Genomic DNA, 24,689 nt, shown 5'->3' on the forward strand with positions numbered 1-24,689 from the left:
TTCCAACATGATCCGACACGGCGACGCGATGAGCGCTATCGCGCTCACGCTAGGGGTCCCGGCCTTCGCCGGGACGACGGCAGAGTTTGTGTCGGGCACGTCACCATGAGCCCTCACCTCCGCCCCGGGATCATCGCCGCCGTCGCAGCCCTGGTGCTCGACCAGGCCTCGAAACTCTGGCTGCTGTTCGTGTTCGATATCGGCCGGCGGGGTGCGGTGAAGGTGACGCCATTTTTCGATCTGGTGCTGGCCTGGAATGTCGGGATCAGCTTCGGCTGGTTCCAGAACGACGGCTTCCTGGCCCAGGCCATCCTGACCGCGATCAAGGCGGTGGCCGTGGTCGTTCTGGCGGTCTGGATGGCGCACTCGCGCAATTGGCTGGCCACCGTGGCGCTCGGCCTGATCATCGGCGGGGCTGTTGGTAACGCCATTGACCGGATCGCCTATGGCGCGGTGGTCGATTTTGCCCTTTTCCACGTCCAGATCGGGGGAAATACCTTCAATTGGTACGTGTTTAACCTTGCGGATGTGGCCATTGTTGCCGGGGTAGCAGCCCTATTGTATGATTCCTTCCTGGGGGTACCCGCCGCAAAAGCGCCCTGATCCCGGTCGATACGAGCCGTACGTTGGCGGCTCCTTGGCGGTAATATTGCCTTGCAAACTCGGGATTGTGTCTCAAGGCCAGCCCGGCAAGTTTTGCGGAAATTTGAATGGGAACGAGCGCAATGCGCGAGACCGAAGCCAGCTTCTGGATGGTGCAGACAACCTCGCTGACGCGGGCGATGCGGTTCGCCGCCATTGCCCTGGGCGTCGGCCTCGTGATGGCCGCCGGTCCCGTGCGCGCGGCCGATGACGATGACGAAGACGACAGGACCTTCGAGGAAAAGATCATCGGCAACATCATGAGCGGCCTCGGCGGCACGAACATGGAAAACAGGGGCATCGAATACCGCGAGCGTTCCCCGCTGGTGGTGCCCCCGAAACTCGATCTGCCGCAGCCGGCCGGCTCCTCGGCCGCAACGAACGCGCCGAACTGGCCAAAGGATCCGGACGAGGCGCGCCGCAAGGCTGCAATCGCGGCCCGCAAGAAAGACAACAAGGATCCTGCCCTGTCGGCCCGTGCCCTGACGCCATCCGAACTCAATGTCGGCAGGACCAGCGCGCCCGTCCGCACCAACAACGATCCGGTTCAGCCGGGCACCAACCAAAACAACCCACTGCTGAGCCCATCGCAGCTCGGCTATGAAGGCGGCTTGTTTGGCATGTTCAAAGGCAACAAGTCCGAGACGGCGGAGTTCAAGGGCGAACCGCCGCGGCAGTCGCTGGTCGAGCCTCCGTCCGGATACCAGACGCCCTCGCCGAACTTTGCCTACGGAACCGGGCCCAAGGAATCGCTGAACAAGACGTACGACGTCATGACGGGCAAGGAACGCTGACGCCAATTTCGGCTCCGCCCCCTCACCTGTGAGGACCGCTGTTGGTACGGCCAGGCGTTTGCTCTCTGCATCGTGACATCAGGCGTGATACGCGCGGTATACGATGCCGCGGCTTTGTCCCGAACGCTTAGGTTCGGGCTTCCAGATAGGTCATGATGTCCCCACATCGCTTTGCCGTTTCGCTCGCTGCCGTTTTGATTTCGACAATCGCTTTTTCCCCCGGCGGCGCGCCGGCCCAGACCACGGTGACGTCGGAGCGTCCCGCCAGCTTCACGCTTGGCAACGGCCTGCAGGTGGTGGTGATCCCCGATCACCGCACCCCCGTAGTGACGCAGATGATCTGGTACAAGGTCGGCTCCGCCGACGAGACGCCGGGCAAATCGGGACTGGCGCATTTCCTCGAGCATTTGATGTTCAAGGGCACCGCCAAGCATCCCGCCGGTGAATTCTCTGAAACCGTGCGCCGGATCGGCGGCAACGAAAACGCCTTCACCTCGGTCGACTATACCGGCTATTTCCAGCGCGTGCCGCGCGACCAGCTCGGCCGGATGATGGAATTCGAGGCCGACCGCATGACCGGCCTCATTCTGAAGGACGAAAATGTTCTGCCCGAGCGCGACGTCGTGCTCGAGGAATACAACATGCGGGTCGCCAACAACCCGGACGCGCGGCTGAACGAACAGATGATGGCCGCGCTGTATCTCAACCATCCCTATGGCCGCCCCGTGATCGGCTGGCGACAGGAGATCGAGAAGCTCGACCGCGAGGACGCGTTGGCGTTCTACAAGCGCTTCTACGCGCCGAACAACGCCACCCTGGTGATTGCCGGCGATGTCGACGCCAAGGAGGTCCGCCCGATGGTGGAGCACGCCTATGGCGCGGTGCCTGCACAGCCGGCGATTCCCGCGCAGCGCATTCGTCCGCAGGAGCCGGCACCCGCCGCACCGCGCACCGTGACGCTGTCCGATCCGCGCGTCGAACAGCCCGGCCTGCGGCGCTATTACCTCGTTCCCTCCTCGACGACCGCGGCCGCCGGCGAAAGCCCGGCGCTCGACGTGCTTGCGCAACTGATGGGCGGCGGCTCCAACTCCTATCTCTACCGCGCGCTGGTGATCGACCGCCCGCTCGCGATCAACGCCGGTGCCGGCTATCAGGGCACCTCGCTCGATCCGTCGCAATTCTCGATCTCGGTCTCGCCGAAACCCGGCGTGGAGTTCTCGGCAGTCGAGCAGGCGATCGACGACGTGATAACGGACGTCATCCAAAATCCCGCCCGCGCCGAGGATATCGAACGGGTCAAGACCCAGCTGATCGCGGAGGCGATCTACGCGCAGGACAATCAGGCGACGCTGGCGCGCTGGTATGGCGGCGCGCTCACCACGGGCCTGAGCATCGAGGACATCCGCAGCTGGCCTGATCGCATCCGCGCCGTCACCGCCGAACAGGTCCGTGACGCCGCCCATAAATGGCTCGACAAGAAGCGTTCGGTGACGGGTTACCTGATCAAAGACCCCACGCCGAAACGCGAGGAGAAGCGCTCGTGATCCATTTTTCGATTGGCGCTCGGCGCTTCACATCAACCATTGCCGCCCTCGCGACACTGCTGTTGCTGACCCCGGCACCATCGCACGCCGCCGCGAAAATCCAACGCCTGGTGTCACCCGGCGGCATTGAAGCCTGGTTCGTGCAGGACGCCACCGTGCCCCTGATCGCGATGGAATATGCCTTCCGCGGCGGCTCGAGCCAGGACCCGGCCGACAAGCCCGGCACCGGCAACCTGGTCGCCGGTCTGCTCGACGAAGGTGCTGCCGATCTCGACTCCAAGACCTTTCACGAGCGGCTTGACCGGCGCGCCATCGAGCTCAGCTTCTCATCGACGCGGGATTATTTCCGCGGCTCGCTGCGCATGCTCAAGGATAACAAGGACGAAGCCTTCAACCTGCTGCAGCTGGCATTGACCTCGGCGCGTTTCGACGCCGCCGACGTCGAGCGCATCCGCGCGCAGGTGATCTCCAGTCTGCGGCGCGAGACCACCAACCCCTCCTCGCTGGCGAGCCGCAAGTTCCTGGAAGTCGCGTTCGGCGATCATCCCTATGGCCGTCCGTCCAATGGCACGCTGGACAGCGTGCCCAATATCGACGTGTCGGACATGAAGGCCTATGCCGGCCGCATCATCGCCAAGGACACATTGCGGATATCCGTTGTCGGCGATGTCGACGCCGACACGCTCGGCAAGCTCCTGGACCAGACGTTCGGCGGCTTGCCGGCCAAAGCCAGCCTGACGCGGGTCGCCGAAATCCAGGCCGCCCAGCCGCCGCAGCGCGCCTTCGTTCCGCTCGACGTGCCGCAGACCGTGGTCATGTTCGGCGGCCCCGGCATCCGCCGCCATGACCCGGATTTCATGGCCGGCTATGTCGTGAACCACATCCTCGGTGGCGGATCATCGTCGCGGCTTTACAAGGAAGTCCGCGAAAAACGCGGGCTGGCTTATTCGATTTCTGAATCCCTGCTCTGGATGGACCGCTCCGCCTTGTTCGTAGGCAATACCGGCACCCGCGCCGACCGCGCCGGTGAAACCGTCGACGCCATTGAAAAGGAGATCCGCCGTATCGCCGAGGACGGCCCGACCCAGAAGGAACTGGACGAGGCCAAGTCCTATCTGAAGGGCTCGCAGATGCTGGCGCTCGACACCTCCTCGAAGCTCGCCGCGGCGCTGCTGCAATACCAGCTCGACAAGCTTCCGATCGATTACATCGAACGGCGCAACGCCCTCGTCGACGCCGTGACGCTCGACGACGCCAAAAAGGCCGCACAGCTGCTGTGGGGCAAGGGCCTGCTCACCGTGATCGTCGGCCGCGCCCCGCAAGCCGCCGCCCAGCCGGCCGTTGCTGCGCCGCCGCCGAAAGCGAACTAGACCCTGCCTCGCACAGAGATTCCTGTCCCGGACGCGGTTGGGTCGAAACAGCCGGTAGGCGTCTGTTTGGAGGTAGGTGGACAGGCTCCGCAGGTATAGGGTCGCTGCGGCATCGGTGCCTATGCGGCGACCGATTCCAGGGAGCGAACATCATGACAATTCGTTTGATCGGACTGCTGCTATGCGGCAGCTTGCTCATGCTCGTCACAACCACGGCCGGCTTCGCGGTGGAAAAGAAGGGGCCGACGACATCGCAAGAGCCGGTCGCGCGGGCAACCACTGTCAAGAGCAGCAAGTCGAACACCAGCGACCGCATGGGCGGGGGCGGAGGCGCGAAGGGTGGCGGCACCCAATCCATCACCGGCCAACCGGGCGGGACCAAAAGATAAGGCACTTCCGCCGTTGGCGATGAAAAATTGACGCTGCCCCGGTTAGCCGAGGCGGCACCCAAGGCAGCGAACGCATCTTCCTTCAGCACCGCGCGCAAAACCGCTATCTTGTGCCCACCGATTCCTTCTTCCTTCCCGGTGACGCCATGCTGCGGATTTCCCGCGACCTCACGATCGACGAAAACGACATCGAGATCGACTTCGTCCGCGCTTCGGGTCCGGGCGGGCAGAACGTCAACAAGCTCTCGACCGCCGCGCAATTGCGTTTCGACACGCGCAAGATCACGCTGCCGGAAGACGCCGCTCTGCGGCTCAACCGGCTCGCCGGCCAGCGCATGACCAAGGAAGGCGTGATCGTGATCCACGCCCAGCGCTTCCGTACCCAGGAGCGCAACCGCGCCGACGCCATCGACCGCCTGCTCGAACTGTTGCGCGAAGCCATGGTGAGGCCGGTGCCGCGGCGCGCGACCAAGCCGACTTTCGGCTCCAAACAACGGCGGCTGGAAGGCAAGAAGAGCCGCAGCGACGTCAAGTCGAAGCGCGGCGCGGTGCGCTTCGACGACTGACGGAGTTGGCGGCGAGCATTGGTCTGCTGCGCCAGAGCTTCGGCTCTGATTGAGTCAGAAAAAACTCCGGCCGACGCGCGACCGGAGTTTCCGAGTTGTAACTGGAACCTGCTGAAGCGCGCGCGGTACTAGTAGCGCTTGCCGCCGGTCGCGGTATCGCCGGCTGCACCGCCAGTGCCCTTGGCCGCGCCACTGCCGGCGCCGACCGTGCCCTTCGCACCGGTCTTCGCGGCCTTCTGTCCGGCCGCGCTCGGCTGTGCATTGAGTTCCTCGTCGTCGGTGGCCGACGTCCCGCCCTGCATCTGGCTCTTGCCCTGCACGCCGCCGCGGATCTTGCTATCGGACGAGGCACCCTGCGCCAGCACGGGACCGGCCACCATGGCCGAGATGGCAAGCGCGATCGCCGAGGTTTTCACTAACTTCATTCAGTTCTCCTGGGTTTGATTCGCGATGAGCGGTTCGGTTGTTCCATGCGCCATCCGTCCGGACCTGCCCATCGCACAGAGCAATTTGTCGCGAACGGCGCACACGCCAGACAATCCGCGCCGTGTGGTCTTCGTTTAGGGATTTCGGGGCAATTTCGCGAAAACTTGGCCACGGATCGACCCAATATGCGGCATGTGGAACTGTTGTTGTGTCAGTCGCGAATCAAATATTCCCGGATCATGATCCGCGCGCGGTGAATGCGGGCCTTGACGCTTTCGCGGGTCAGGCCGAGCACGCCGGCGATCTCGTCAATCGACAATTCCTCGATGTCGCGCAGCAGGATCACTTCGCGATAATGCTCGGGCAGCGACTGGATGGCGCGCGAAAGATCGATGCGAAGGTCTTCAGGACGCCAATGCGCCAGACGCGCTTCGGTGTCTTCCGCCGGCGCGTCGGTCATTCCGATCGACCGGCGCAAGAGCCGCAGACAGGCGCGCCGCGCGACCGCGAACAGCCACGCCGAGAACGACGTCACCGCCCGCAGCGTTCCGACGCGCCGGTAGAGCAGCAGCAGCGTTTCCTGAACCGCATCATCAATGTCGGCCGCGCGGCAATTGCGCGCCGCATAGCGACGGATATCGGGCTGCGCCGCTGATATCAGCGACACCAGCGCATCGGCGTCCCCGCCCCGCGCCGCCTCGATCAGCCCGGGATCGCAGCGGCTTGCTCGGACAAGCGCATTCATGGCGAGGGCAGCCGGCGGCCGACCATGGCGCACATCGGGCAGAATCCGAAGAATCCGGTCGCGATCGCGACCGCTCCGGCAGCGGCGATCGCATAGCCAGCCATCGTGCCCGGCATCGCCATCAGCCCATAGGCGATCATCATGATGCCCCCGATACCCCGCATCGCCCGCTCCCAGCCCGGCAGATTCTTGCGATAGAACATTCTAGCTCCTTTGATTTCACGAGAGAACCGTCCGTTCTCGTGTCATAGAGCCGCCCCGCCGGGCTTTCGGTTCGCGGACTGGCAAGTTTTTTTAGCACCCCGATCTCGCCCGTTGCTGGAACCCGACCCGCAGCATGGCCGCTTTTGTTCTGCCGTGAAACAGCCCGCTACTACCACCGCTTCCGGACAGCGACCTAAATTCTGTGCACGCGAATGGCCATCATCGCCTGCCCAAAGGAGCTGAACTGAATGGCAAAACCCGTTCATTCGATGATCCGCGTGCTCGACGAGGCCAAGTCGCTGGACTTTTACGCGCGCGCCTTCGGGCTCGAAGTCGCCGATCATCTTAAGTTTCCGGATTTTGCGCTGATCTATCTGCGCCATCCCTCCTCGCCCTTCGAGGTCGAACTGACCGTCAATTACGATCGCAAGGAGCCCTACTCCCTCGGCGATGGCTACGGCCATCTCGCCATTGTCGTCGACGACGTCGATGCCGAACATGCCCGGTTCGAACAGGGAAAACTGTCGCCCGGACCGCTGCGCGACTTCAAGCATGACGGCCGGACGCTGGCGCGCTTTTTCTTCGTCGCCGACCCCGACGGTTACAAGATCGAAGTGATCCAGCGGGGTGGCCGCTTCGGTTAGTCGCAATCAATAAATATTCAATGGAGGAACCCATGAGAGAAGTCGATCGTCGAAGCAAATACAATCGCCGCATCTTTCTCCAAGGCGCGGCAACCGCAGTACCGGCCGTTGCGATTGCGACCAGCGCAGGTCTCGGCATTGGAGAAGCCTGGGCCGACGACGCCACGTCGTTGACCCCTGCGACACTCAAGACACTGGTCAAGATGGCGCGCGATATCTATCCGCACGATTTTCTCGGCGACAGCTATTACATCACCGCGATCAAGCCATGGGACGGCAAGGCGGCGAAGGACCCGGCGGTGAAGTCGCTGATCAGTGACGGCGTCACTAGGCTCGATCAGGACGCCAATGATCGTCACAAGGTTCCCTATGCCCAGGTGCCCTGGGAAGCGGACCGCGTGGTGTTGCTGCAGCGGATCGAGCAGACCGCGTTCTTCCAGAAGATCCGTGGCGACCTCGTCGTCTCGCTCTACAACCAAAAAGAGCTGTGGCCGAAGTTCGGTTACGAAGGTTCCTCCGCCGAGCATGGCGGCTACATCAAACGTGGCTTCGCCGACATCGACTGGCTGCCGAAGGTTTAGCCCCGGCAACGAACCCAGCAATCAACGGTGAGGAGAAATTCCAAATGGCAAAATTCGATCTGAATGACAGCGGCGTGGTGGTGATCGTGGGCTCCGGCGCCGGCGGCGGGACCCTGGGCAATGAACTTGCACAGAAGGGCGTCAAGGTCGTGATCCTCGAAGCCGGCTCCCGTATCGAGAACCACGATTTCGTCAACGACGAATGGGAAAGCTTTACCCAACTCGCATGGACCGACATGCGCACCACGTCGGGTAGCTGGCGGGTCGCCAAGGATTTCGCCAATCTGCCGGCCTGGATCGTCAAGGCCGTCGGCGGGTCGACGACACATTGGGCCGGGGCGTCGCTGCGTTTCGACGAGCACGAATTCAAGGTGAAGACCACCTATGGCGGTCTGCCCGGCGCGAACCTGCTGGACTGGCCGATCACACTCGCCGAAATGGAGCCATGGTACGCCAAGGCCGAAAACAAGTTGGGCGTGACGCGCACCAACGGCATTCCCGGCCTGCCCGGCAACAATAATTTCAGGGTGCTCGAGGCCGGCGCCAGGAAGCTGGGCTACAAGACCGTACACACCGGCAACATGGCCATCAACAGCGAGCCCCGCGACGGGCGCGCCGCCTGCCAGCAGATCGGGTTCTGCTTCCAGGGCTGCAAGTCCGGTGCGAAGTGGTCGACGCTCTACACGGAGATTCCGAAGGGCGAAGAGACCGGGAATCTCGAGGTGCGTCCCAACAGCATGGCGATCAAGATCGAGCACGATGCGTCGGGCAAGGTGACCGGCGTCGTCTATGCCGACGCGTCAGGCGCGATGCAACGCCAGAAGGCACGCGTGGTGGCCGTCGCCGGCAACTCGATCGAGAGCCCGCGCCTCCTGCTCAACAGCGCATCGAGCAAGTTCCCCGATGGTCTTGCCAACTCGTCCGGGCAGGTCGGCCGAAACTACATGCGGCACATGACCGGCAGCGTCTACGCGGCGTTCGAAAAGTCGGTGCATATGTATCGCGGCACCACGATGGCCGGCATTATCCGGGATGAAGCCATCAACGACCCAAAGCGTGGGTTTGTCGGCGGATACGAGATGGAGACGCTGTCGATCGGCGTGCCCTTCATGGCGGCATTCCTTAATCCAGGCGCGTGGGGGCGGCCATTCTCAAGCGCGATGGAAGCCTATCCGCGCATGGCCGGCATGTGGCTGGTCGGCGAGGACATGCCGCAGGAAACCAACCGCATCACGCTGGATCCCAAGGCCAAGGACAAGTTCGGCATGGCGGTGGCGAGCGTCCATTTCGACGATCATCCCAACGATATCGCGATGCGCGATCACGCCTACAAGCAGGGCGCCGCCGTCTACGAGGCCGTCGGCGCCACCGTGACTTATCCCACGCCGCCCTATCCCAGCACCCACAACATGGGCACCAACCGGATGAGCGAGAAGCCGAGGGATGGCGTGGTCAACAAGTTCGGCCAGACCCACGACGTCAAGAACCTGTTCGTGTCGGACGGCAGCCAGTTCACCAGTGGCGCTGCCTGCAATCCGACCCTGACGATCGTCTCATTGGCGATCCGGCAGGCGGATCACATTGCAGGCGCGATGCAACGTAAGGAGATCTAACTGCCTCACCCATGCAGCGGCTCTGTCCCGGACGGAGCCGCTGTCTCTTGAAGTGGTAAACTCTATTCGGCCGCGTCGAGAATGACGGTCGCATTGCCGCGAAATTCTGCGATCGCCGCGGCGCTCACCGCCAACGCACTCCTCGAGCGATAGATCAGGCACGAACACCGCAGCAGCGACGCTAAATTATTGACCTCACCATGGTGATCGAGGACTTCGTTGTGCAGCTTGGTAAGAAATTTTGCGAGGCTCATCCCCTCCTTCGCCGCGATCTCCTCCAGCGTGTCCCAGAACGACATTTCCAGCCGGATCGAGGTGCAATGGCCGCCGATCCGCAGCGATCGGGTCTGCGATTCGTAGTCGCGTTGCGGCTGGTGCGCGAACAGCTGGCACATGGCAGTCCTCCCGTCAGTTTATAACTTTTCTAAACGATATACCTGCGCAGGCGACCTCACAATCCCACGTCGTGGACAGCGACATCTCTCGCGAGCTCCGCGTTGCGGCGCCGAACATCAGCATCTTCAATGTGATAGTCAGGATCATCCCCAGCGGGAACCGATTCGGTCGCCGCCCAATGCAATTGCCGTCACGGCGGCCTAGAATGCTGCAAGCCCAGAATCGGTCCCTGAACGAAGCCCATGCCCGTCCGCCAGCTCCCAGAACAGGTCGTCAACCGCATCGCCGCCGGCGAGGTGGTGGAACGGCCTGCAAGCGTAGTCAAGGAACTGGTCGAGAACGCCATCGACGCCGGCGCCAGCCGGGTCGACATCTTCACCGATGGCGGCGGCCGGCGCCGGATCGGCATCACCGACGACGGCAGCGGCATGACCCATGCCGACCTGGCGCTGGCGGTCGATCGCCACGCCACCTCCAAGCTCGACGACGAGGATCTGTTGCGGATTCGTACGCTGGGATTCCGCGGCGAGGCGCTGCCCTCGATCGGCGCGGTGGCGAGGCTCGGCATCACGACGCGGCACGCAGGCGAGCCGCATGCCTGGTCGCTGTCGGTCGAAGGCGGCGCGAAGTCGCCGATCATGCCGGCGGCGCTGAGCCAGGGCACCCGCGTCGAGGTCAGCGATCTCTTTTTTGCGACACCGGCGCGGCTGAAATTCCTCAAGACCGACCGCACCGAGGCCGAAGCGATCCGCGAAGTGGTGCGAAGGCTGGCAATGGCGCGGCCCGACATCGCCTTTACGCTGGCCGGCGAAGAGCGCGCGCCGGTGACCTGGGCCGCAGCACTGCCCGGTGCTCCGGGTCGGCTGACGCGACTGGGCGATATCCTCGGCGCGGATTTCCGTTCCAGCGCGATCGAAGTGCGCAGCGAACGCGACGGCGTGGTGGTCGAAGGCTTTGCCGCCGCCCCCTCGCTGACGCGCGCCAATGCGCTCGGGCAATATCTGTTCGTCAACGGCCGCCCGGTGCGCGACAAGCTGATCCTCGGCGCCGTGCGCGCGGCCTATTCCGATTATCTGCCGCGCGACCGCCATCCGGTCGTGGCGCTGTTCGTGACGCTGGAGCCGCAGGAAGTCGATGCCAACGTGCATCCCGCCAAGACCGAGGTCCGGTTCCGCAACGCCGGCCTGGTCCGCGCGCTGATCGTGCACGCATTGAAGGACGGCCTCGCGCGCGAAGGCCGCCGCACGGCTGCGAATACCGACGGTGCTGCGCTCGCCTCGTTCCGCCCGTCATTCGCGCCGCGCCCGGGCAATTGGGACTGGCGCAGCTCGCCCTCCTATCCGACAGGACCGATGCCCTCCTTCGGAGGTTCGGCGGCGCCGGCCTTCGCTGAGCCGGGACAGGCCGCGTTCGATGTCGGCACGCCGACGGCCGATGTGCGCTTCGGGGCGCAGCCCGCCGCCGACATGCTGGATCGCCCGCTCGGCGCGGCACGAACGCAGATCCACGAGACCTATATCGTGTCGCAGACCCGCGATGGTTTGATCGTAGTCGACCAGCACGCCGCCCATGAGCGCATCGTCTATGAGAAGCTGAAGGCCTCGCTGGCGAAGAACGGCGTGCAGCGGCAGATATTGCTGATCCCCGAGATCGTCGAACTCGACGAGGCCACGGTCGAGAAGCTGCTCGATCGTTCTCTGGAACTGGCAACGTTCGGGCTGGCGATCGATTCCTTTGGCCCTGGCGCGGTTGCGGTGCGCGAGACGCCGTCGCTGCTCGGCAAGGCGAATGCCGCGGGCCTGTTGCGTGATCTCGCCGAGCATATGGCGGAATGGGACGAGGCGTTACCTTTGGAGCGTCGGCTGATGCATGTCGCCGCCACCATGGCCTGTCACGGCTCGGTCCGCGCCGGCCGCCGCCTCAAGCCGGAAGAGATGAACGCGCTGCTGCGCGAGATGGAAGACACGCCGAACTCCGGCCAGTGCAATCACGGTCGCCCGACCTATGTGGAATTGAAGCTATCGGATATCGAGAAGCTGTTCGGGCGGAGGTGACGTCGCGTCGCACTCAACTGTCATCGCCCGGCTCGACCCGCCGACCCAGTACTCCGCAGCGTTCGAAATAGACCACTAGCTTCCCGGCGTACTGGATGCCCCGCCTTCGCGGGGCATGACAGTCATGATTGGGCCACGGCCTTCAGGAACACGAACTCCGTGTCGTCATAGGCCCGCCGCTCCAGCTCCTCGAATCCCGCAGGTGCCGCGAACGCCGCGGCCTTCGCCTCTTCCACCACCAGCAGCGCGCCCGGCGTCAGCCAGCCGCCCTCGCGCAGCGAGGCCAGCGCATTTTCCGCGAGTCCCTTGTCGTAAGGTGGATCGAGGAACACCAGCGAGAACGGCTCCATCGGATGAACAGGGCCGAGATTGGTGGCGTCGCGGCGATAGACTTTTGTCACGCCGCCAAGACCGAGCGCCTCGACATTGTTGCGCAGCAGCGCCCGCGCTTCCGCGCCATTGTCGACGAACAGCGTAAACGCCGCGCCGCGCGAGGTCGCCTCGATGCCGAGCGCGCCGGTGCCCGCGAACAGGTCGAGCACGCGCGCGCCTTCGATCGGATCGTCATAGGCATGGACGAGGATGTTGAACACCGACTCCCGCAAGCGATCCGCGGTGGGGCGGATCTCGCGCGATGAGGGCGAGGCCAGATTACGACCCTTCAACCGTCCGCCGACGACACGCATAGCCCAACTACTCGTCCCGCGGCTTCAGATCGCGCTTGCCGTGATAGCCGCGCTGCGGACGGCGCGGCGGGCCGTAGCCATTGGCCTCTTCCTCGTTGCGCGCGCGGGCTTCCTCGCTGCCGGTGCGCTGCACCAGCACGCGGCGACCCTTGCGGTCGGCGATCACGCCTCGCTGGGTCACGGGCTTGGGAGGCGTTGGCTCCTTGTCACCCGGCATCGGCCGGTTGAAGTCAGCGCCTGCCAACTCAGCAATCTTCTCGCCGAGCTGCTCGCGCAGCACGCGGGTCTTGACTTCCTCGACCTGGCCTTCGGCGAGTTCGCCGAGCTGGAACGGGCCGTAGGAGACGCGGATCAGCCGGTTCACCTCGAGGCCGAGATGCGCCATCACGTTCCGCACTTCGCGGTTCTTGCCTTCGCGGATCGCAAACACCAGCCAGACATTGGCGCCCTGGTCGCGCTCCAGCGTCGCATCGATCGAGCCGTATTTGACGCCGTCGACTTCGACGCCCTTCTTGAGTTCATCGAGCTGCGCCTGCGTGACTTCGCCATGGGCGCGGACGCGGTAACGCCGCAGCCAGCCGGTGTCGGGCAGTTCGAGCGCGCGTGCCAGCCCACCATCATTGGTCAGCAGCAGCAGGCCCTCGGTATTGAAATCGAGCCGCCCGATCGAGATCAGCCGCGGCAGGCCTTCGGGCAGATTGTCGAATACCGTCGGCCGCCCCTCGGGATCGGCATGCGTCGTCATCAGGCCGCGCGGCTTGTGAAACATGAAGAGGCGCGTGCGCTCGCGCGGCGGCAACGGCTTGCCATCGACGGTGATTACATCATTGACGGTGACATCAAGCGCCGGCGAATTGATGACGCGGCCGTTGACGCTGACGCGGCCTTGCGTGATCCATTCCTCGGCGTCGCGGCGCGAGGCCAGACCGGCGCGCGACACCACCTTGGCGATGCGCTCACCTGACTTCTTGACCTTCGGCGGCTGCGGCCCGCGCTTTTCGAATTCGGTCTTGCGCTCGCGATAAGCGCCACGGCCGCCGAACGCCGGACGTTTTGCAAAGATCCTGCTGTCGTCCTCGTTCTCGCGGCGCGGACGTTCGTCACCCGGCTCGCTGCGCGGATGCTCCTGCCAGTCGGTGCGGCCTTCGGGCCGTTGACGCGGCCGGTCGAACTTCGGACGATCACCGGCGGGACGATCCTCGCGCGAACGCGAGAAGCGCGGACGCTCGTCACCGCCGCGGTCGTCGCGGGAACGGTCAAAGCGCGGCTTGTCGAAACTGCGCGCGCCGTCACGGGCGGGACGCGCATCGCGCTCGCCACGATCCTCGCGCTTCTGCCACGGCTTTGAATCGCTACGGTCGGCGCCGAAGCTCTTGCGCGGGCCGCGGTCGGGCGCGCCACGCGAGGAGAATTTCTTGTCGCCGCCAAATTTGCGCTCTGGACGATCGCCGCGGGGACGGTCGCCGTCCTTGCGGAAACCTTCGCCACGCGGCGTATACGGCCGCTTCTCGCCGGCGCCTTCGCGCGGCGTATAGGGACGCTTCTCTCCGAATTTCTTCTCGCCAAAGCGCGCGGCCGGACGAGCATCGTCGCGATCCCCAGGGCCGCTCTTGCGGTCCCGAGGGCCGCTGTCGCGGTCCCGGCGCGGCGGACGGTCGTCGCGATTGAAGTTCGGGCGATCGCCGCGCGGCGTGTAGGGGCGCTTCTCACCACCGCGATCTTCGCGCGGCTTGAACGAACGCTTTTCGCCGTCGTCACCACGGGACGGACGGCTGGAAAACGGCCGGTCGCCACGGGGACGGTCATCCCGGTTGAAACGCTGCGGACGATCGCCGCCCTCGCTGCGATCGCGGAACGGCCGGTCGCCACGCGGCGGGCGCGGCGCGTCGAAATCGCGGCGCGGCGGACGATCGCCGTCGCGCTTGCCGGCGTAGGGCTTAGCCCCGCCGGCATAAGGCTTCTTGTCGAACGATCGCGCGCCGTCTGGCTTGCCGGCATAGGGACGCCGCTCGCCGTCGCGCTTGTCACCGTCACCCTTGCCGGCAAAACCGCGCTTGGCGAATTTCTTCTCCGGCCCCCTCGCTGCGCCCGAACGGCCCTTGCCGCCTGAGGGGCGCCCGCTGCCGGGGCGATCACGCCGGCCGCGGGAATCGTTGTCTTTGTCGTTGTCGCGGGGCATGAATAGTCTCTCGTTCGTAGCTGAAATGGCGATCAGGCGGATGTGGATCGGCTGTCATAGCGGTAACGCGCGCGCACTTGGCTCAAGGCGCAATCTCACGCAAAACCGGTATCCACGTTTGCTGAAGGCGCTTCTAGTAGCAGGTTTCTTCCGATGATACGAGGGATGACTGCCCCTTCTTTCATGGATTTGGCGCTCAAAACGGCCAAAAATGCCGCCAAGGCGGGCGAAGTTCCGATCGGATGCGTCATTGTCCGGGGTTATGAGGTCATCGCCACCGCCGGCAACCGGACCCTGACCGACCGCGATCCGACCGCCCATGCCGAGGTTTTGGCGATCCGGCAGGCCGCGGAGGCCATCGGGACCGAGCGGCTGGTCGATTGCGACCTCTATGTCACGCTCGAGCCCTGCACGATGTGCGCCGGCGCGATCTCGTTTGCGCGCATCCGGCGGCTGTATTACGGCGCCGCCGACCCGAAGGGCGGCGCGGTCGATTCCGGGGTGCGGTTCTTTGCGCAGCCGACCTGCCATCACGTGCCGGAGGTGTATTCGTCGGTCGGCGAGACCGAGGCGGCGACGCTGCTGAAGGATTTTTTCCGGGTGAGAAGGTAGCCGACCCCGCTTGCCCGTCATTGCGAGCGAAGCGAAGCAATCCATCGCGCAGCATAGCGGACAGATGGATTGCTTCGTCGCTTCGCTCCTCGCAATGACGGAAAATGAGTTACGCAGCGGTGAAAAACTCCCTCAACAACCTCGCCGTCACATCCGGATTCTCCTCCGGCAAAAAATGCCCGCTGTCGACCGGCGCGCCCCGCACATTGGTCGCCCACTTCTTCCAGGTGTCGAGCGGGGTGGTCGCGGCGCTGGCGACGCCGGCGTCGCCCCACAGCGCCAGCATCGGAATCGTGATCTTCTTGCCGGCGTCGAAATCGGCCTTGTCGATCTCATAGTCGGCATAAGCGCCGGCGCGGTAGTCCTCGCACATCGCATGCACGCGGGCGGGATCGCGGAACGGCGCCAGGTAATGCTCCAGCGCGCGGGGGTCGATGGCGTCAAGCGTCTGGCTCTTGGTCTGGCTCGCCATCTTCTGCCGGAGGAAAAACTCGCCATGGCCGTCGATCAGCGTTTCCGGCAGCGGATGCGGCTGCGCCAGAAACGCCCAATGGTAGATCTTCAGCGCGGAGAGCCGGTTCAGCTTCTCCCAGTAATCATAGGTCGGCGCGATATCGAGCACGGCGAGTTTCGACAGCCGACCGGGATGATCGAGCGCGAGGCGGTACGACACACGTCCGCCACGGTCGTGGCCGGCGAGCGCGAAATGCACATGGCCGAGCTGCTCCATCGCCTCGACCATCACCTTCGCCATCGCGCGCTTGGTGTAGGGCGTGTGGTGTTTGTCGCTGCGCGGCATGTCCGACCAGCCATAGCCCGGCAGGTCGGCGATGATCAGCGTGAAGTTATCCGCCAGCTGTGATGCCACCGGATGCCACATCACATGCGTCGACGAAAATCCGTGCAGCAGCAACAGCGGCGGTCCCTTGCCGCCGACGCGGGCGAAAATGCGGCCCGCTGACGTATTGATCCATTCGGAGGCGTAGCCGGGAAACAGATCGGCAAGATCGGGCATGGTGAGCGCTCCCTTGTGCCCGCGCTGCTTTAAACATTGTTTGGCGTTGCCGCTGGCACGTCCCGGGTTTATGCCATTCATCAAGTCTGCCCAACAAGAACCAAAAAGCGAGGAAGTGCCATGTCGATCGATTTCGAGATTCCGGCCGAAGCCAAGGCGATCCGCGAGAAGGTCCGCAAATGGGTGCAGGAAGAGTGCATCCCCGCGGAAAAGGAACTCGATACCAAGCCGCTGGCTGAAGTGCTCGGGCCGCTGCGGGCCAAGGCCCGCGCACGCGGCCTGTGGTGCCCGTGGGTGCCGAAGGAATATGGCGGCATGGGCCTCGGTCCGCTGGCCAACGCGCTGGTGCAGATGGAGCTCGGCGAAAGCATGCTCGGGGCGCTGTCGATGAACACGCAGGGCCCCGACGACGCCTCGATGATGACGATATTGGCCCACGGCACGGAATATCAGAAGGAGAAGTTCCTTAAACCCCTGCTGAACGGCGACAAGCGCATCTGCTTCTCGATGACCGAGAAGGCCGCCGGCGCCGACGCGACAGGCATGCAGACCACGGCCGTGAAGGACGGCAACGAGAATTACATCCTCAACGGCGAGAAATGGTTTTCGTCCTCGGCCAGCGTCGCCGACATGGCGCTGGTGGTCGCCAGAACCGATCCGAACGCGCCGCGCCACAAGCAGCACTCGACTTTCATCGTCGAACTGCCGAACCCCGGCTACAAGATCAAGCGCAACGTCGCCAACATGGCGATCGAGGGGCCGCATGCCGACGCGATCCACGGTGGCCACTCCGAGATCGAGATCAGGGATTTGAAAGTGCCGGCCGACAATCTGCTCGGCGGCGAAGGCAACGGTTTCAATATGGGCCAGCACCGGCTGGCCTATGGCCGCCTTCGCCACGGCATGCACAACGTCGCCAAGGCGCAGCGCGCGCTCGACATGGCGGTCGGCCACATCACCAAACGCTCGACCTTCGGCCAGTTGCTCGCCGACCGGCAAGCCGTGCAGTTCATGCTCGCCGACTGCGCCGAGCAGCTCTATATCGGCCGCCTGATGCTGCTGCACATCGCCTACAAGGCGGAGAAGGGCCTTGATATCAGGCAGGAGAACTCGATCGCCAAGGTCTACCATGCGCACATGGTGCACAAGGTGATCGACACCGCGATCCAGCTCCACGGCGCGCTCGGTTTCAGCCAGGATACGCCGCTCGCCAAATGGTACACGCAGGTGCGCTCGCAGCGGCTGGTCGACGGTCCGGACGAGGTGCACCGGTGGAAGATCGGCAAGAACGTCATCAAGGCGTTCCGCGAGCATGGCACGACGGCGAGTGCTGTGGGCGGGGATTTGCTGTAGGCGTCGCATAGTTACAGGTGTCGTCCCGGCGAAGGCCGGGACCCATAACCCCGGTCGTCTGTTGTTGAAAAAAGCCGTCGACTATCGTGCGAAACAACAACCGCCGCGGCGTATGGGTCCCGGCGTTCGCCGGGACGACGGGGGTGTTTGTTGTTGGCACCATCATCCGAAACGCAGTTTCGCATTCTCGCGACGCATTGCGCCCGAGCTTTGCCAGAAACTTCCCGCCCTAAATACAGAGGGCGCAGGGAAGACCGGGTGCGCGCTGCACCCGCGGTCCCGTGTGCGGTTTGCACAAAACAAAGTGCACACGAGCATACAGGGCAGCGGTGAACACCCGGCCTCCCCTGCGCAATGGCTTTACGGCTTATGCCGCGCTCTCCCCGGAGACGAGTTCTGGGTTGACTCCGTCGCTGCCGTTTCCGCTCGCGCTTCTTCGACAGCTTGACGCCGGCAACGGGCGCCAGGACCACACGGTTTTGCCGTACGCCTGTATACGCCGTCGTCAGGCGCAACAAACGTCCACCGCATCCCGCCGCGCGTTCGTGACGTGCGCACGCCCCTCTTGTCGGGCGGGACGCGACGATTCAAACCGCTGATTTGCCCGACGAGGAAAGTGGAATTTAGCCCGACGGGTTAATTTGTCGCAGATCTGTCTGCGTCATTTCGGGGCTCGCGAAGCGAGAGCCCGGAATCCATTGGGCGACGACGCATGCGGCCTGATGGATTCCGGGCTCGCGCCAAGAGCGCGCCCCGGAATGACACTAGGAATGACACTAGAGCGAGTCGAGCCCCGCCCTATTCCGCCGCCGACTCCCGCGGCGCTTCGCGCGGCATGATGATCTGGATTTTCGTGCCCATGCCGGGCTTGGTTTCCAGATGAATCCGGCCGCCCAGACGATTGGTCACGATGTTGTGCACGATGTGCAACCCGAGGCCGGTGTTGCCCTGGTCGCGCCGGGTCGTGAAAAACGGGTCGAACACCTGGCGCTTGACCTCCGGGGTCATGCCGCAGCCGTCGTCTGAAAACAGCACCTCGACATTGCCCTTGCCCGATGCCTGCGCCGCAATATGGACCGATCCCCGGCCGCCGTCCGGGAAGGCGTGCGCCGCGGAATTGAGAACCAGATTGGTGAGCACCTGGCCGTAAGGTCCGGGATAGCTGTTCATGGCAAGATCGGGTTCGCATTCGACGGCGACCGTCAGATTTTGACCTCGCAGCCCGTACCGTAGTCCCCTGACGACCTGCTCGGTCACCTCGCCGAGATCGAAGCGCCTGCGATCCGAAACGTTGCGATCGGCGGCAACCTGCTTGAACGACTGGATCAGCTCGACCGCGTTGCCAAGATTGAACATGATCTGCGACGCCGCCTCGCGGCTGGCCGCAATGAATTCCGAGAGCGTCGAGCGGCGCACGTCGCCCTTGGCGACATCGGCTTCAAATCGCTTGGTCTTGTCGATCAATGCCGAGGCCACGGTGAGGCTGGTGCCGACGGGGGTGTTGATCTCGTGCGCGACGCCCGCCACCAGCCGCCCCAGCGCGGCCAATTTCTCGGTCTGTACCAGACTGCCCTGCGCGGCGCGCAAATCGTCAAGCGATTGCGACAGCTGCCGGCTGCGTTCCTGCAACTCGGTGAACAGCCGCGTGTTCTCGATGGCGATGACCGCCTGCCCGGCAAAGGTCTTCAAGAGTTCGACCTGCGCCCTGGGGAATAATTGCGGCTCCAGCCGCATCACCGCGATCGCGCCGATCGCAACCTCGTCGCGCAGCATCGGCATGATCAGGATGCTGCGATAGCCCGACGTCTTCTGCAGTTCGCTGTAGCCGCCGGAGACCAGCACATCCGGCTCATGCACGACGCGCCGCTCGCGGATCGCCACCGAGATCAGATTCTTGCTGGTGAGCGGAGCCGGATAGGCTTTGCGCACCGCCGCCACCGATGCCGCTGAAAACTGATCGTGCGCGACCAGGTGGACGTGGTCCCCCTCCCGGCGGTAGACGGCGCTCAGCACGCTCTGGCAGAGCCGCGCTGCGTTCCTGACGATCCGGTCGAACACCGGCGCAAGATCGGTCGGCGCATCGGCGATGAGGCTCAGGACCTCGGATGTCGCGGCCTGGCGCTCTCTGGCTTGCTGAAGTTCGAGGGCAAGTTGCTCGACTTCGGTTTGCGCTGGATTTTCGACGTCCGTTTTCGCTGACCTGGAGACGCGCGCGACCTTTGGCGCAATGCTGCGCTTTCGCGGCTTCGCCGTACGGCTTTGCGGCTTTTTCGATCCGCCGCCTGCTCCAGAACGTGCTGTCATTGCCTGCCCCGGGCCTTAAGATAAGCCATCGGATCGGCTTAGGCTAGTAACGGGAAATGGGGCGGCGGCTGCGCCGGATGAGACCTCACCACGACATGGCTGGACCTGCTGCTGCATTGCCTTGCCGCGAATGACCGACGCAGGAACGAAATCAAACAAACTTGTACAGGTTTGCCTTGGCCGCTAGCTTTGGATCATGACGTGCTCCGTTCTTCTGGATCTCGACGGCACCCTGATCGATTCGTATCCCGGCATTCTGGCAAGCTGCCTGGCGGCGCTGCGCGCCCTTGGACATGAACCGGGTGAAACTCTCGACATAAGACACATCATCGGGCCGCCGCTCGAAGAGATCATGCAAAGCTTGCTGCAGTCATATGGAGACGACCGGGTCGGTGAAGCAGTCATAGCCTATCGTCAGCACTACGGTGAAAGCGGATTTCTCGGCAGCGTGCCTTATCCGGGAATTGGCAACTGCCTTGCAGAGATGAAGCGATGCGGATTGCGGATCTATCTCGCGACCTCGAAGCGGGAGATTTTCGCGAGCCGCATTCTGGCGCATCTGGGGTTTGCCAATTACTTCGATGGCATCCATGGCTCAGTGCCGAGCGGCGAGCTGGATCACAAGCCCGAGCTGCTCGCCCATATCCTGTCCAGGCACGGTCTTTCGGCGTCTGACAGCCTGATGGTCGGAGATCGCCGGCATGATATTTCCGGTGCCCATGCCGTCGGGATGCGCTGTCTTGGCGTGCTCTGGGGTTATGGCACAAGGGACGAACTCGAAACGGCCGGCGCAGACCAGCTGGTGGTTTCCCCCGCCGATCTCGCCCGCACGGTTCTTGCGATGGTCGGTGGGCAGCAATCTCCGGGCTAGGGCCGCTGTTGAAATGCGCTAGCCTTTCTGCGGCGACCAGCCATAAGCCTTGGCGCAGGCACCGCCCATCAGCATCGCGCGCTCGGTGTCACTGAGGCGATCCGTCTTGAGGAAGGGCGTGACGGCCTGCTCGTAATTGACGACCGAGAAGGCGCGGGTCCAGTCGGTGCCCCACAGGCAACGATCGAAACCCCAGGCTTCAAACACGCGGGCCAGCGGATCCCAGATGTCGGGATACGGATACGGCTCGCGGGACAGCGTGCAGGCGCCGCTGACCTTGATCACGGCATTCTTGCGCCTGGCGAGCGCCAGCACTTTCGGCAGTTCGGCCCAGGGCTGCGGCGGCGCCGGCGGCACGCGCGGCTGCAGGATGCCGAGATGATCGACAATGAACCTGACGTCGGGATGGCGATCGATGACCGCAGTGCCGGCGTCGAGATTGTCCCAGCACAGGATGTTGACCGGAAAATCATGGCGGACCGCCGCGCGCAGGATGCGGTCGAGGCCGGCGTCATCAGGCGCGCGCCCGGAATCCTTCCGCAGCATGATGCGGATTCCGACGGCGCCCGGCGTCTTCTTCCAGTCGGCGACGACATCGGCCACATCAGGATTGTCAGGATCGACCGGCTTGACGATGGCGAGCCGGCCGGGATGGGCGCGCGCCACTTCCACGGCATAGCTGGCGTCGTAGCGGTACATCGAAAAGGCCGAGATGAAGATCGCGCCGTCGACGCCGACCTTGTCCATCGCCGCCACCATCTCGTCACCGGTGACGTGATCGGGCCAGTTCGGCACCGTGTCCCAGGGCCGCTTCGGTGTGTTCGCCTCATAGGCGTGAACCTGGGAATCGATAATCGCCATCGGGCAGTTCCTCCGTTTTGGCGATTTTGGACAGCGCAACATATGCGTGTCCAGTGGGCCAACGCGCGGGGAAGCGTTGCGCGGATTGCAGGTGCTGTCAGCGCTCCCGCGCCACCGCCTGCCAGCCGATGTCGCGGCGGCAGAAGCCTTCCGGCCAGTTGATGCGGTCGACGGCCGCATAGGCGCGCTGCTGCGCTTCGGTCACCGTCTTGCCCATGGCGCAGACGTTGAGCACGCGGCCGCCGCTGGCGAGAATCTTTCCGCCTTTCTCGATCGTCCCGGCGTGGAAGATTTCGACGCCCTCGACTTTGGCGGCGTCGTCGAGACCTGAGATCACCGAGCCTTTGCCATAGCTGCCGGGATAACCCCTGGTCGCCATGATCACGGTCAACGCCACATCGTCGAACCAGCGCAGGCTGAAATTTTTGAGTTGCCCGTCGGCGCTGGCGATCAGCGCCGGCAAGATATCCGACATCATCCGCATCACCAGCGCCTGGGTTTCCGGATCACCGAAGCGGGCGTTGTATTCGACGAGTTTCGGGCCGTCCCTGGTCACCATCACGCCGGCAAAGAGCACGCCCTTGTAGGGCGATCCCATCGCTTTGAGCGCGCGCAGCGTCGGATGGATCATCTCGTCCATGACGCGGGCGCACATCGCCTCCGTCAAGACCGGTGCCGGTGAGTAAGCGCCCATGCCGCCGGTGTTCGGCCCCTGGTCGCCGTCGAAGGCGCGCTTGTGGTCCTGCGCGGTCGCCAGCGGCAGCGCGTGCTCGCCGTCGCACAGCGCGAAGAACGAGGCTTCCTCGCCGACCATGAATTCCTCGACCACGACCTCGGCGCCCGCATCGCCAAACCCGCCGCCGAACATCATGTCGACGGCGTCAAGCGCCTCGGCCTCGCTCATCGCGACGACGACGCCCTTGCCGGCGGCAAGACCGTCGGCCTTGATCACGATCGGCGCGCCCTGCTTGCGGATATAGGCTTTTGCCTTTGCCGCGTCGGTGAAATGTTCATAGGCCGCGGTCGGGATGTTGTTGTCGCGGCACAGATTCTTGGTGAAGGTCTTCGAGCTCTCCAGCCGGCCCGCAGCCTGGGTGGGCCCGAACGCCTTGAAGCCCGCGGCGTTGAGATCGTCGACGATCCCGGCCGCGATCGGCGCGTCGGGGCCAACCACGACGAAATCCACCTTGTGCGCCTTACAGAAATCGACCACCGCCGGATGGTCGGTGATGTCGAGCGCGACGCATTCGGCATCCTTGGCGATGCCGGCATTGCCCGGCGCGCACCACAATTTGGTGAGCAGCGGGGACGCGGCGATCTTCCACGCCAGAGCATGTTCGCGGCCGCCGGAACCGAGCAGGAGGATGTTCATGACTGGAGCCAGATGTGGGAACCGATGGCCAGTCGGTCGCACGAATCTCCCGCCGTCTGCAAGGGGATATCAACTGATTTGCTGGGGCGTAGCCGGCACCGCCAGGCGCGCCCGATAGCTGCGCAACAATGCAATGGTCCAGCCCAGGAAATAGCCGGCACAGGCGCCTGACACCGCCTGCCCCGCCGCGGCCACTTCCCAGATGGCGCCCAGTTTCATCGCGGTCACGACAGCGACGGCGTATTGCAACATGAAGACCGTGAGGTTGCGAACCAGAGGAACCACGCTGCCGGGGCGCAGGATGCGGCCGGTTTCGCCGTCGATCGTCACCGACCGCGGCCCGGTGTAGAGCGCCAGCGCGGCGAACGCGGTCGCACTGGCCACCCAGACCAGCAGCAGGCCGATCGATTTTCCGCCCAGCAGCAGCCGGGAAACACCCATCAGAAAAAACACCGCAGGCACAATCAGCATCCGCGCCAGCGGCTGCGAGCGCGGCCGCAACGCCATGCATCCCTGCCATATCAGCAGTGCCAGCAGGGCGACGACCCATGGCGGCGTGTGGGTGAGGATGGCAATGGCGGTCTGCATGTCGGGCTCCCCCTGGCCGCGAATTCATTCAGGTGGTTGTGCCGCGATGATTTCCTGCAGCATTGCGACATGGCGGGCGAAGGCGCTGCGGCCGGCCGCGGTCGCAGTCACCGTGGTCTGCGGCTTCTTGCCGACAAAGGCCTTGTCGACAGCGACATAGCCGGCCTTCGACAGCGTCTCGATATGGGCGCCGAGATTGCCGTCGGTGGCGCCGGTCAGCTTTTTCAGCTTGGCGAATTCGAGCCCGGTACCCGGCGGCAGCGCGTTCAGGGCGGCCATGATTCGCAAGCGCAGCGGCTGGTGGATGATGTCGTCGAGCCCGGTCATCGCTATTCCCGGCGCATCCAGAGGCCGCCAAGCACGAGCCCGCCGCCATTCACGATCGCCATCCATGGCTCGAACCAGTTGCCGGCCAGGAAATAACCGATCAACGTCAGCGCGGAGATGCCGACGCCGATGACGACAAAGGCGAGGCCGACCCAGAGCCCGGCGATGGTATAGAACAGCATGAAATAGATCGCCCAGAACACGCCGAGCTCGCGCGGCCCGAAATGGGCGAGCATGCAGGTGGCGAGCCCGAAGGCGAAGAACAGCAGGAACGCCATCAGCGTTCGCAGGTCGAAGGTGCGCACGCCGGTCCGCGAATGGGTGAAGGCGCTGACCACGAACGAGCCCGCGAGACCGACCACATTGACCGCGATCCAGATGTAGCCGGCATGGCGCGGCCAGCCGAACGAGGCGGCATTGGCGATGAACACCAGCGCGCCCCACAAGATCATCAACAGGCTCGCCAGATTGTAGATCCTCGACTGGCGGACGCGGCGCGCGATCGCGTTGATATCCGCGAGCGCCTCGGAAGCTTGCTGGCTGTCGATCATGT

Annotated in this window: 25 protein-coding genes and 2 pseudogenes; 13 read left to right on the plus strand and 14 right to left on the minus strand. The window is 64.2% G+C overall.

What is annotated here, in order from left to right:
• Positions 1–105 precede the first annotated feature (105 nt).
• The 6 genes from lspA (at position 106) to arfB (ending at position 5,305) form a co-directional block, all read left to right on the plus strand.
• Positions 106–603 (plus strand): signal peptidase II, encoded by a 498-nt coding sequence (gene lspA / locus JQ611_RS10205; protein WP_212269341.1) that lies wholly within the window; start codon positions 106–108, stop codon positions 601–603.
• A 122-nt stretch (positions 604–725) separates the two neighbouring features.
• On the plus strand, positions 726–1,436 hold the full coding sequence (locus JQ611_RS10210; RefSeq protein WP_212465443.1) for a hypothetical protein: 711 nt from the start codon (positions 726–728) through the stop codon (positions 1,434–1,436).
• A gap of 152 nt (positions 1,437–1,588) precedes the next feature.
• Positions 1,589–2,980, plus strand: a complete 1,392-nt coding sequence (locus tag JQ611_RS10215) for a M16 family metallopeptidase (RefSeq protein WP_409363323.1) — start codon at positions 1,589–1,591, stop codon at positions 2,978–2,980.
• On the plus strand, positions 2,977–4,350 hold the full coding sequence (locus JQ611_RS10220) for a pitrilysin family protein (RefSeq protein ID WP_312011936.1): 1,374 nt from the start codon (positions 2,977–2,979) through the stop codon (positions 4,348–4,350). The genes JQ611_RS10215 and JQ611_RS10220 overlap by 4 nt, the downstream gene beginning before the upstream one ends.
• 152 nt (positions 4,351–4,502) lie before the next feature.
• On the plus strand, positions 4,503–4,739 hold the full coding sequence (locus tag JQ611_RS10225; RefSeq protein ID WP_212465358.1) for a hypothetical protein: 237 nt from the start codon (positions 4,503–4,505) through the stop codon (positions 4,737–4,739).
• A 146-nt stretch (positions 4,740–4,885) separates the two neighbouring features.
• Complete coding sequence (arfB, locus tag JQ611_RS10230) at positions 4,886–5,305, plus strand: alternative ribosome rescue aminoacyl-tRNA hydrolase ArfB (RefSeq protein ID WP_212269358.1); 420 nt, start codon at positions 4,886–4,888, stop codon at positions 5,303–5,305.
• A gap of 128 nt (positions 5,306–5,433) precedes the next feature.
• On the opposite strand, the gene JQ611_RS10235 is transcribed toward arfB, so the two are convergent.
• The 3 genes from JQ611_RS10235 to JQ611_RS10245 form a co-directional block, all read right to left on the minus strand.
• Positions 5,434–5,730, minus strand: a complete 297-nt coding sequence (locus tag JQ611_RS10235) for a hypothetical protein (protein ID WP_212269345.1) — start codon at positions 5,728–5,730, stop codon at positions 5,434–5,436.
• 212 nt (positions 5,731–5,942) lie between these two features.
• Positions 5,943–6,476: an RNA polymerase sigma factor gene (locus JQ611_RS10240; RefSeq protein WP_212390368.1), complete on the minus strand. Its 534-nt coding sequence runs from the start codon at positions 6,474–6,476 to the stop codon at positions 5,943–5,945.
• A complete protein-coding gene (locus JQ611_RS10245; RefSeq protein WP_212269347.1) occupies positions 6,473–6,679 on the minus strand; it encodes a DUF2892 domain-containing protein in 207 nt (68 codons plus the stop codon). The genes JQ611_RS10240 and JQ611_RS10245 overlap by 4 nt, the downstream gene beginning before the upstream one ends.
• Before the next feature lie 249 nt (positions 6,680–6,928).
• Here JQ611_RS10245 and JQ611_RS10250 point away from each other — a divergent pair, with 249 nt between their 5' ends.
• Genes JQ611_RS10250 through JQ611_RS10260 form a run of 3 tightly spaced genes read left to right on the plus strand, consistent with a single transcriptional unit; the run spans position 6,929 to position 9,518 of the window.
• Complete coding sequence (locus JQ611_RS10250; protein ID WP_212269348.1) at positions 6,929–7,324, plus strand: VOC family protein; 396 nt, start codon at positions 6,929–6,931, stop codon at positions 7,322–7,324.
• Positions 7,325–7,356: 32 nt separating this feature from the next.
• Positions 7,357–7,905 (plus strand): gluconate 2-dehydrogenase subunit 3 family protein, encoded by a 549-nt coding sequence (locus tag JQ611_RS10255; protein WP_212465359.1) that lies wholly within the window; start codon positions 7,357–7,359, stop codon positions 7,903–7,905.
• Between the two features lie 44 nt (positions 7,906–7,949).
• Complete coding sequence (locus JQ611_RS10260) at positions 7,950–9,518, plus strand: GMC family oxidoreductase (RefSeq protein WP_212465360.1); 1,569 nt, start codon at positions 7,950–7,952, stop codon at positions 9,516–9,518.
• A 62-nt stretch (positions 9,519–9,580) separates the two neighbouring features.
• Here JQ611_RS10260 and JQ611_RS10265 read toward each other — a convergent pair whose 3' ends face one another.
• Positions 9,581–9,913 (minus strand): ribbon-helix-helix domain-containing protein, encoded by a 333-nt coding sequence (locus JQ611_RS10265; protein ID WP_212465361.1) that lies wholly within the window; start codon positions 9,911–9,913, stop codon positions 9,581–9,583.
• Positions 9,914–10,156: 243 nt separating this feature from the next.
• On the opposite strand from JQ611_RS10265, the gene mutL reads away from it, so the two are divergent.
• Positions 10,157–11,968 (plus strand): DNA mismatch repair endonuclease MutL, encoded by a 1,812-nt coding sequence (gene mutL / locus JQ611_RS10270; RefSeq protein ID WP_212465362.1) that lies wholly within the window; start codon positions 10,157–10,159, stop codon positions 11,966–11,968.
• 122 nt (positions 11,969–12,090) lie between these two features.
• Here the strand turns inward: mutL and rsmD are convergent, their stop codons facing one another.
• On the minus strand, positions 12,091–12,654 hold the full coding sequence (gene rsmD / locus JQ611_RS10275; protein ID WP_212465363.1) for a 16S rRNA (guanine(966)-N(2))-methyltransferase RsmD: 564 nt from the start codon (positions 12,652–12,654) through the stop codon (positions 12,091–12,093).
• Positions 12,655–12,661: 7 nt separating this feature from the next.
• On the minus strand, positions 12,662–14,833 hold the full coding sequence (locus tag JQ611_RS10280; protein WP_212390363.1) for a pseudouridine synthase: 2,172 nt from the start codon (positions 14,831–14,833) through the stop codon (positions 12,662–12,664).
• A 153-nt stretch (positions 14,834–14,986) separates the two neighbouring features.
• On the opposite strand from JQ611_RS10280, the gene JQ611_RS10285 reads away from it, so the two are divergent.
• Positions 14,987–15,445 (plus strand): nucleoside deaminase, encoded by a 459-nt coding sequence (locus JQ611_RS10285; protein WP_212269354.1) that lies wholly within the window; start codon positions 14,987–14,989, stop codon positions 15,443–15,445.
• A 109-nt stretch (positions 15,446–15,554) separates the two neighbouring features.
• Here JQ611_RS10285 and JQ611_RS10290 read toward each other — a convergent pair whose 3' ends face one another.
• Positions 15,555–16,460: an alpha/beta fold hydrolase gene (locus tag JQ611_RS10290; RefSeq protein ID WP_212465364.1), complete on the minus strand. Its 906-nt coding sequence runs from the start codon at positions 16,458–16,460 to the stop codon at positions 15,555–15,557.
• A 120-nt stretch (positions 16,461–16,580) separates the two neighbouring features.
• Here JQ611_RS10290 and JQ611_RS10295 point away from each other — a divergent pair, with 120 nt between their 5' ends.
• Positions 16,581–17,813 carry an acyl-CoA dehydrogenase family protein gene (locus JQ611_RS10295; RefSeq protein ID WP_212439617.1) on the plus strand — a complete coding sequence of 411 codons (1,233 nt, stop codon included), beginning with the start codon at positions 16,581–16,583 and terminating at the stop codon, positions 17,811–17,813.
• A gap of 798 nt (positions 17,814–18,611) precedes the next feature.
• Here the strand turns inward: JQ611_RS10295 and JQ611_RS10300 are convergent.
• Positions 18,612–19,409, minus strand: a pseudogene (locus JQ611_RS10300) (sensor histidine kinase); the annotation flags it as partial.
• A 63-nt stretch (positions 19,410–19,472) separates the two neighbouring features.
• Positions 19,473–20,117 (minus strand): annotated as a pseudogene (locus tag JQ611_RS41665) (GAF domain-containing protein); the annotation flags it as partial.
• Between the two features lie 196 nt (positions 20,118–20,313).
• On the opposite strand from JQ611_RS41665, the gene JQ611_RS10305 reads away from it, so the two are divergent.
• Positions 20,314–20,988: an HAD hydrolase-like protein gene (locus tag JQ611_RS10305; RefSeq protein WP_212465365.1), complete on the plus strand. Its 675-nt coding sequence runs from the start codon at positions 20,314–20,316 to the stop codon at positions 20,986–20,988.
• An 18-nt stretch (positions 20,989–21,006) separates the two neighbouring features.
• On the opposite strand, the gene JQ611_RS10310 is transcribed toward JQ611_RS10305, so the two are convergent.
• From JQ611_RS10310 to JQ611_RS10330, 5 genes are all read right to left on the minus strand, one after another.
• Positions 21,007–21,849 (minus strand): amidohydrolase, encoded by an 843-nt coding sequence (locus JQ611_RS10310; RefSeq protein ID WP_212465366.1) that lies wholly within the window; start codon positions 21,847–21,849, stop codon positions 21,007–21,009.
• 97 nt (positions 21,850–21,946) lie between these two features.
• A complete protein-coding gene (purD, locus tag JQ611_RS10315) occupies positions 21,947–23,221 on the minus strand; it encodes a phosphoribosylamine--glycine ligase (RefSeq protein WP_212465367.1) in 1,275 nt (424 codons plus the stop codon).
• 69 nt (positions 23,222–23,290) lie between these two features.
• A complete protein-coding gene (locus JQ611_RS10320; RefSeq protein ID WP_212465368.1) occupies positions 23,291–23,809 on the minus strand; it encodes a DUF6622 family protein in 519 nt (172 codons plus the stop codon).
• A gap of 24 nt (positions 23,810–23,833) precedes the next feature.
• Positions 23,834–24,136, minus strand: coding sequence for a transcriptional regulator (locus tag JQ611_RS10325; protein ID WP_212465369.1), 303 nt, complete (start codon positions 24,134–24,136; stop codon positions 23,834–23,836).
• Between the two features lie 2 nt (positions 24,137–24,138).
• Positions 24,139–24,687: a hypothetical protein gene (locus JQ611_RS10330; RefSeq protein ID WP_212465370.1), complete on the minus strand. Its 549-nt coding sequence runs from the start codon at positions 24,685–24,687 to the stop codon at positions 24,139–24,141.
• Positions 24,688–24,689 lie beyond the last annotated feature (2 nt).

Source organism: Bradyrhizobium sp. AUGA SZCCT0182 (assembly GCF_018130185.1).
Taxonomy (GTDB): Bacteria; Pseudomonadota; Alphaproteobacteria; order Rhizobiales; family Xanthobacteraceae; genus Bradyrhizobium.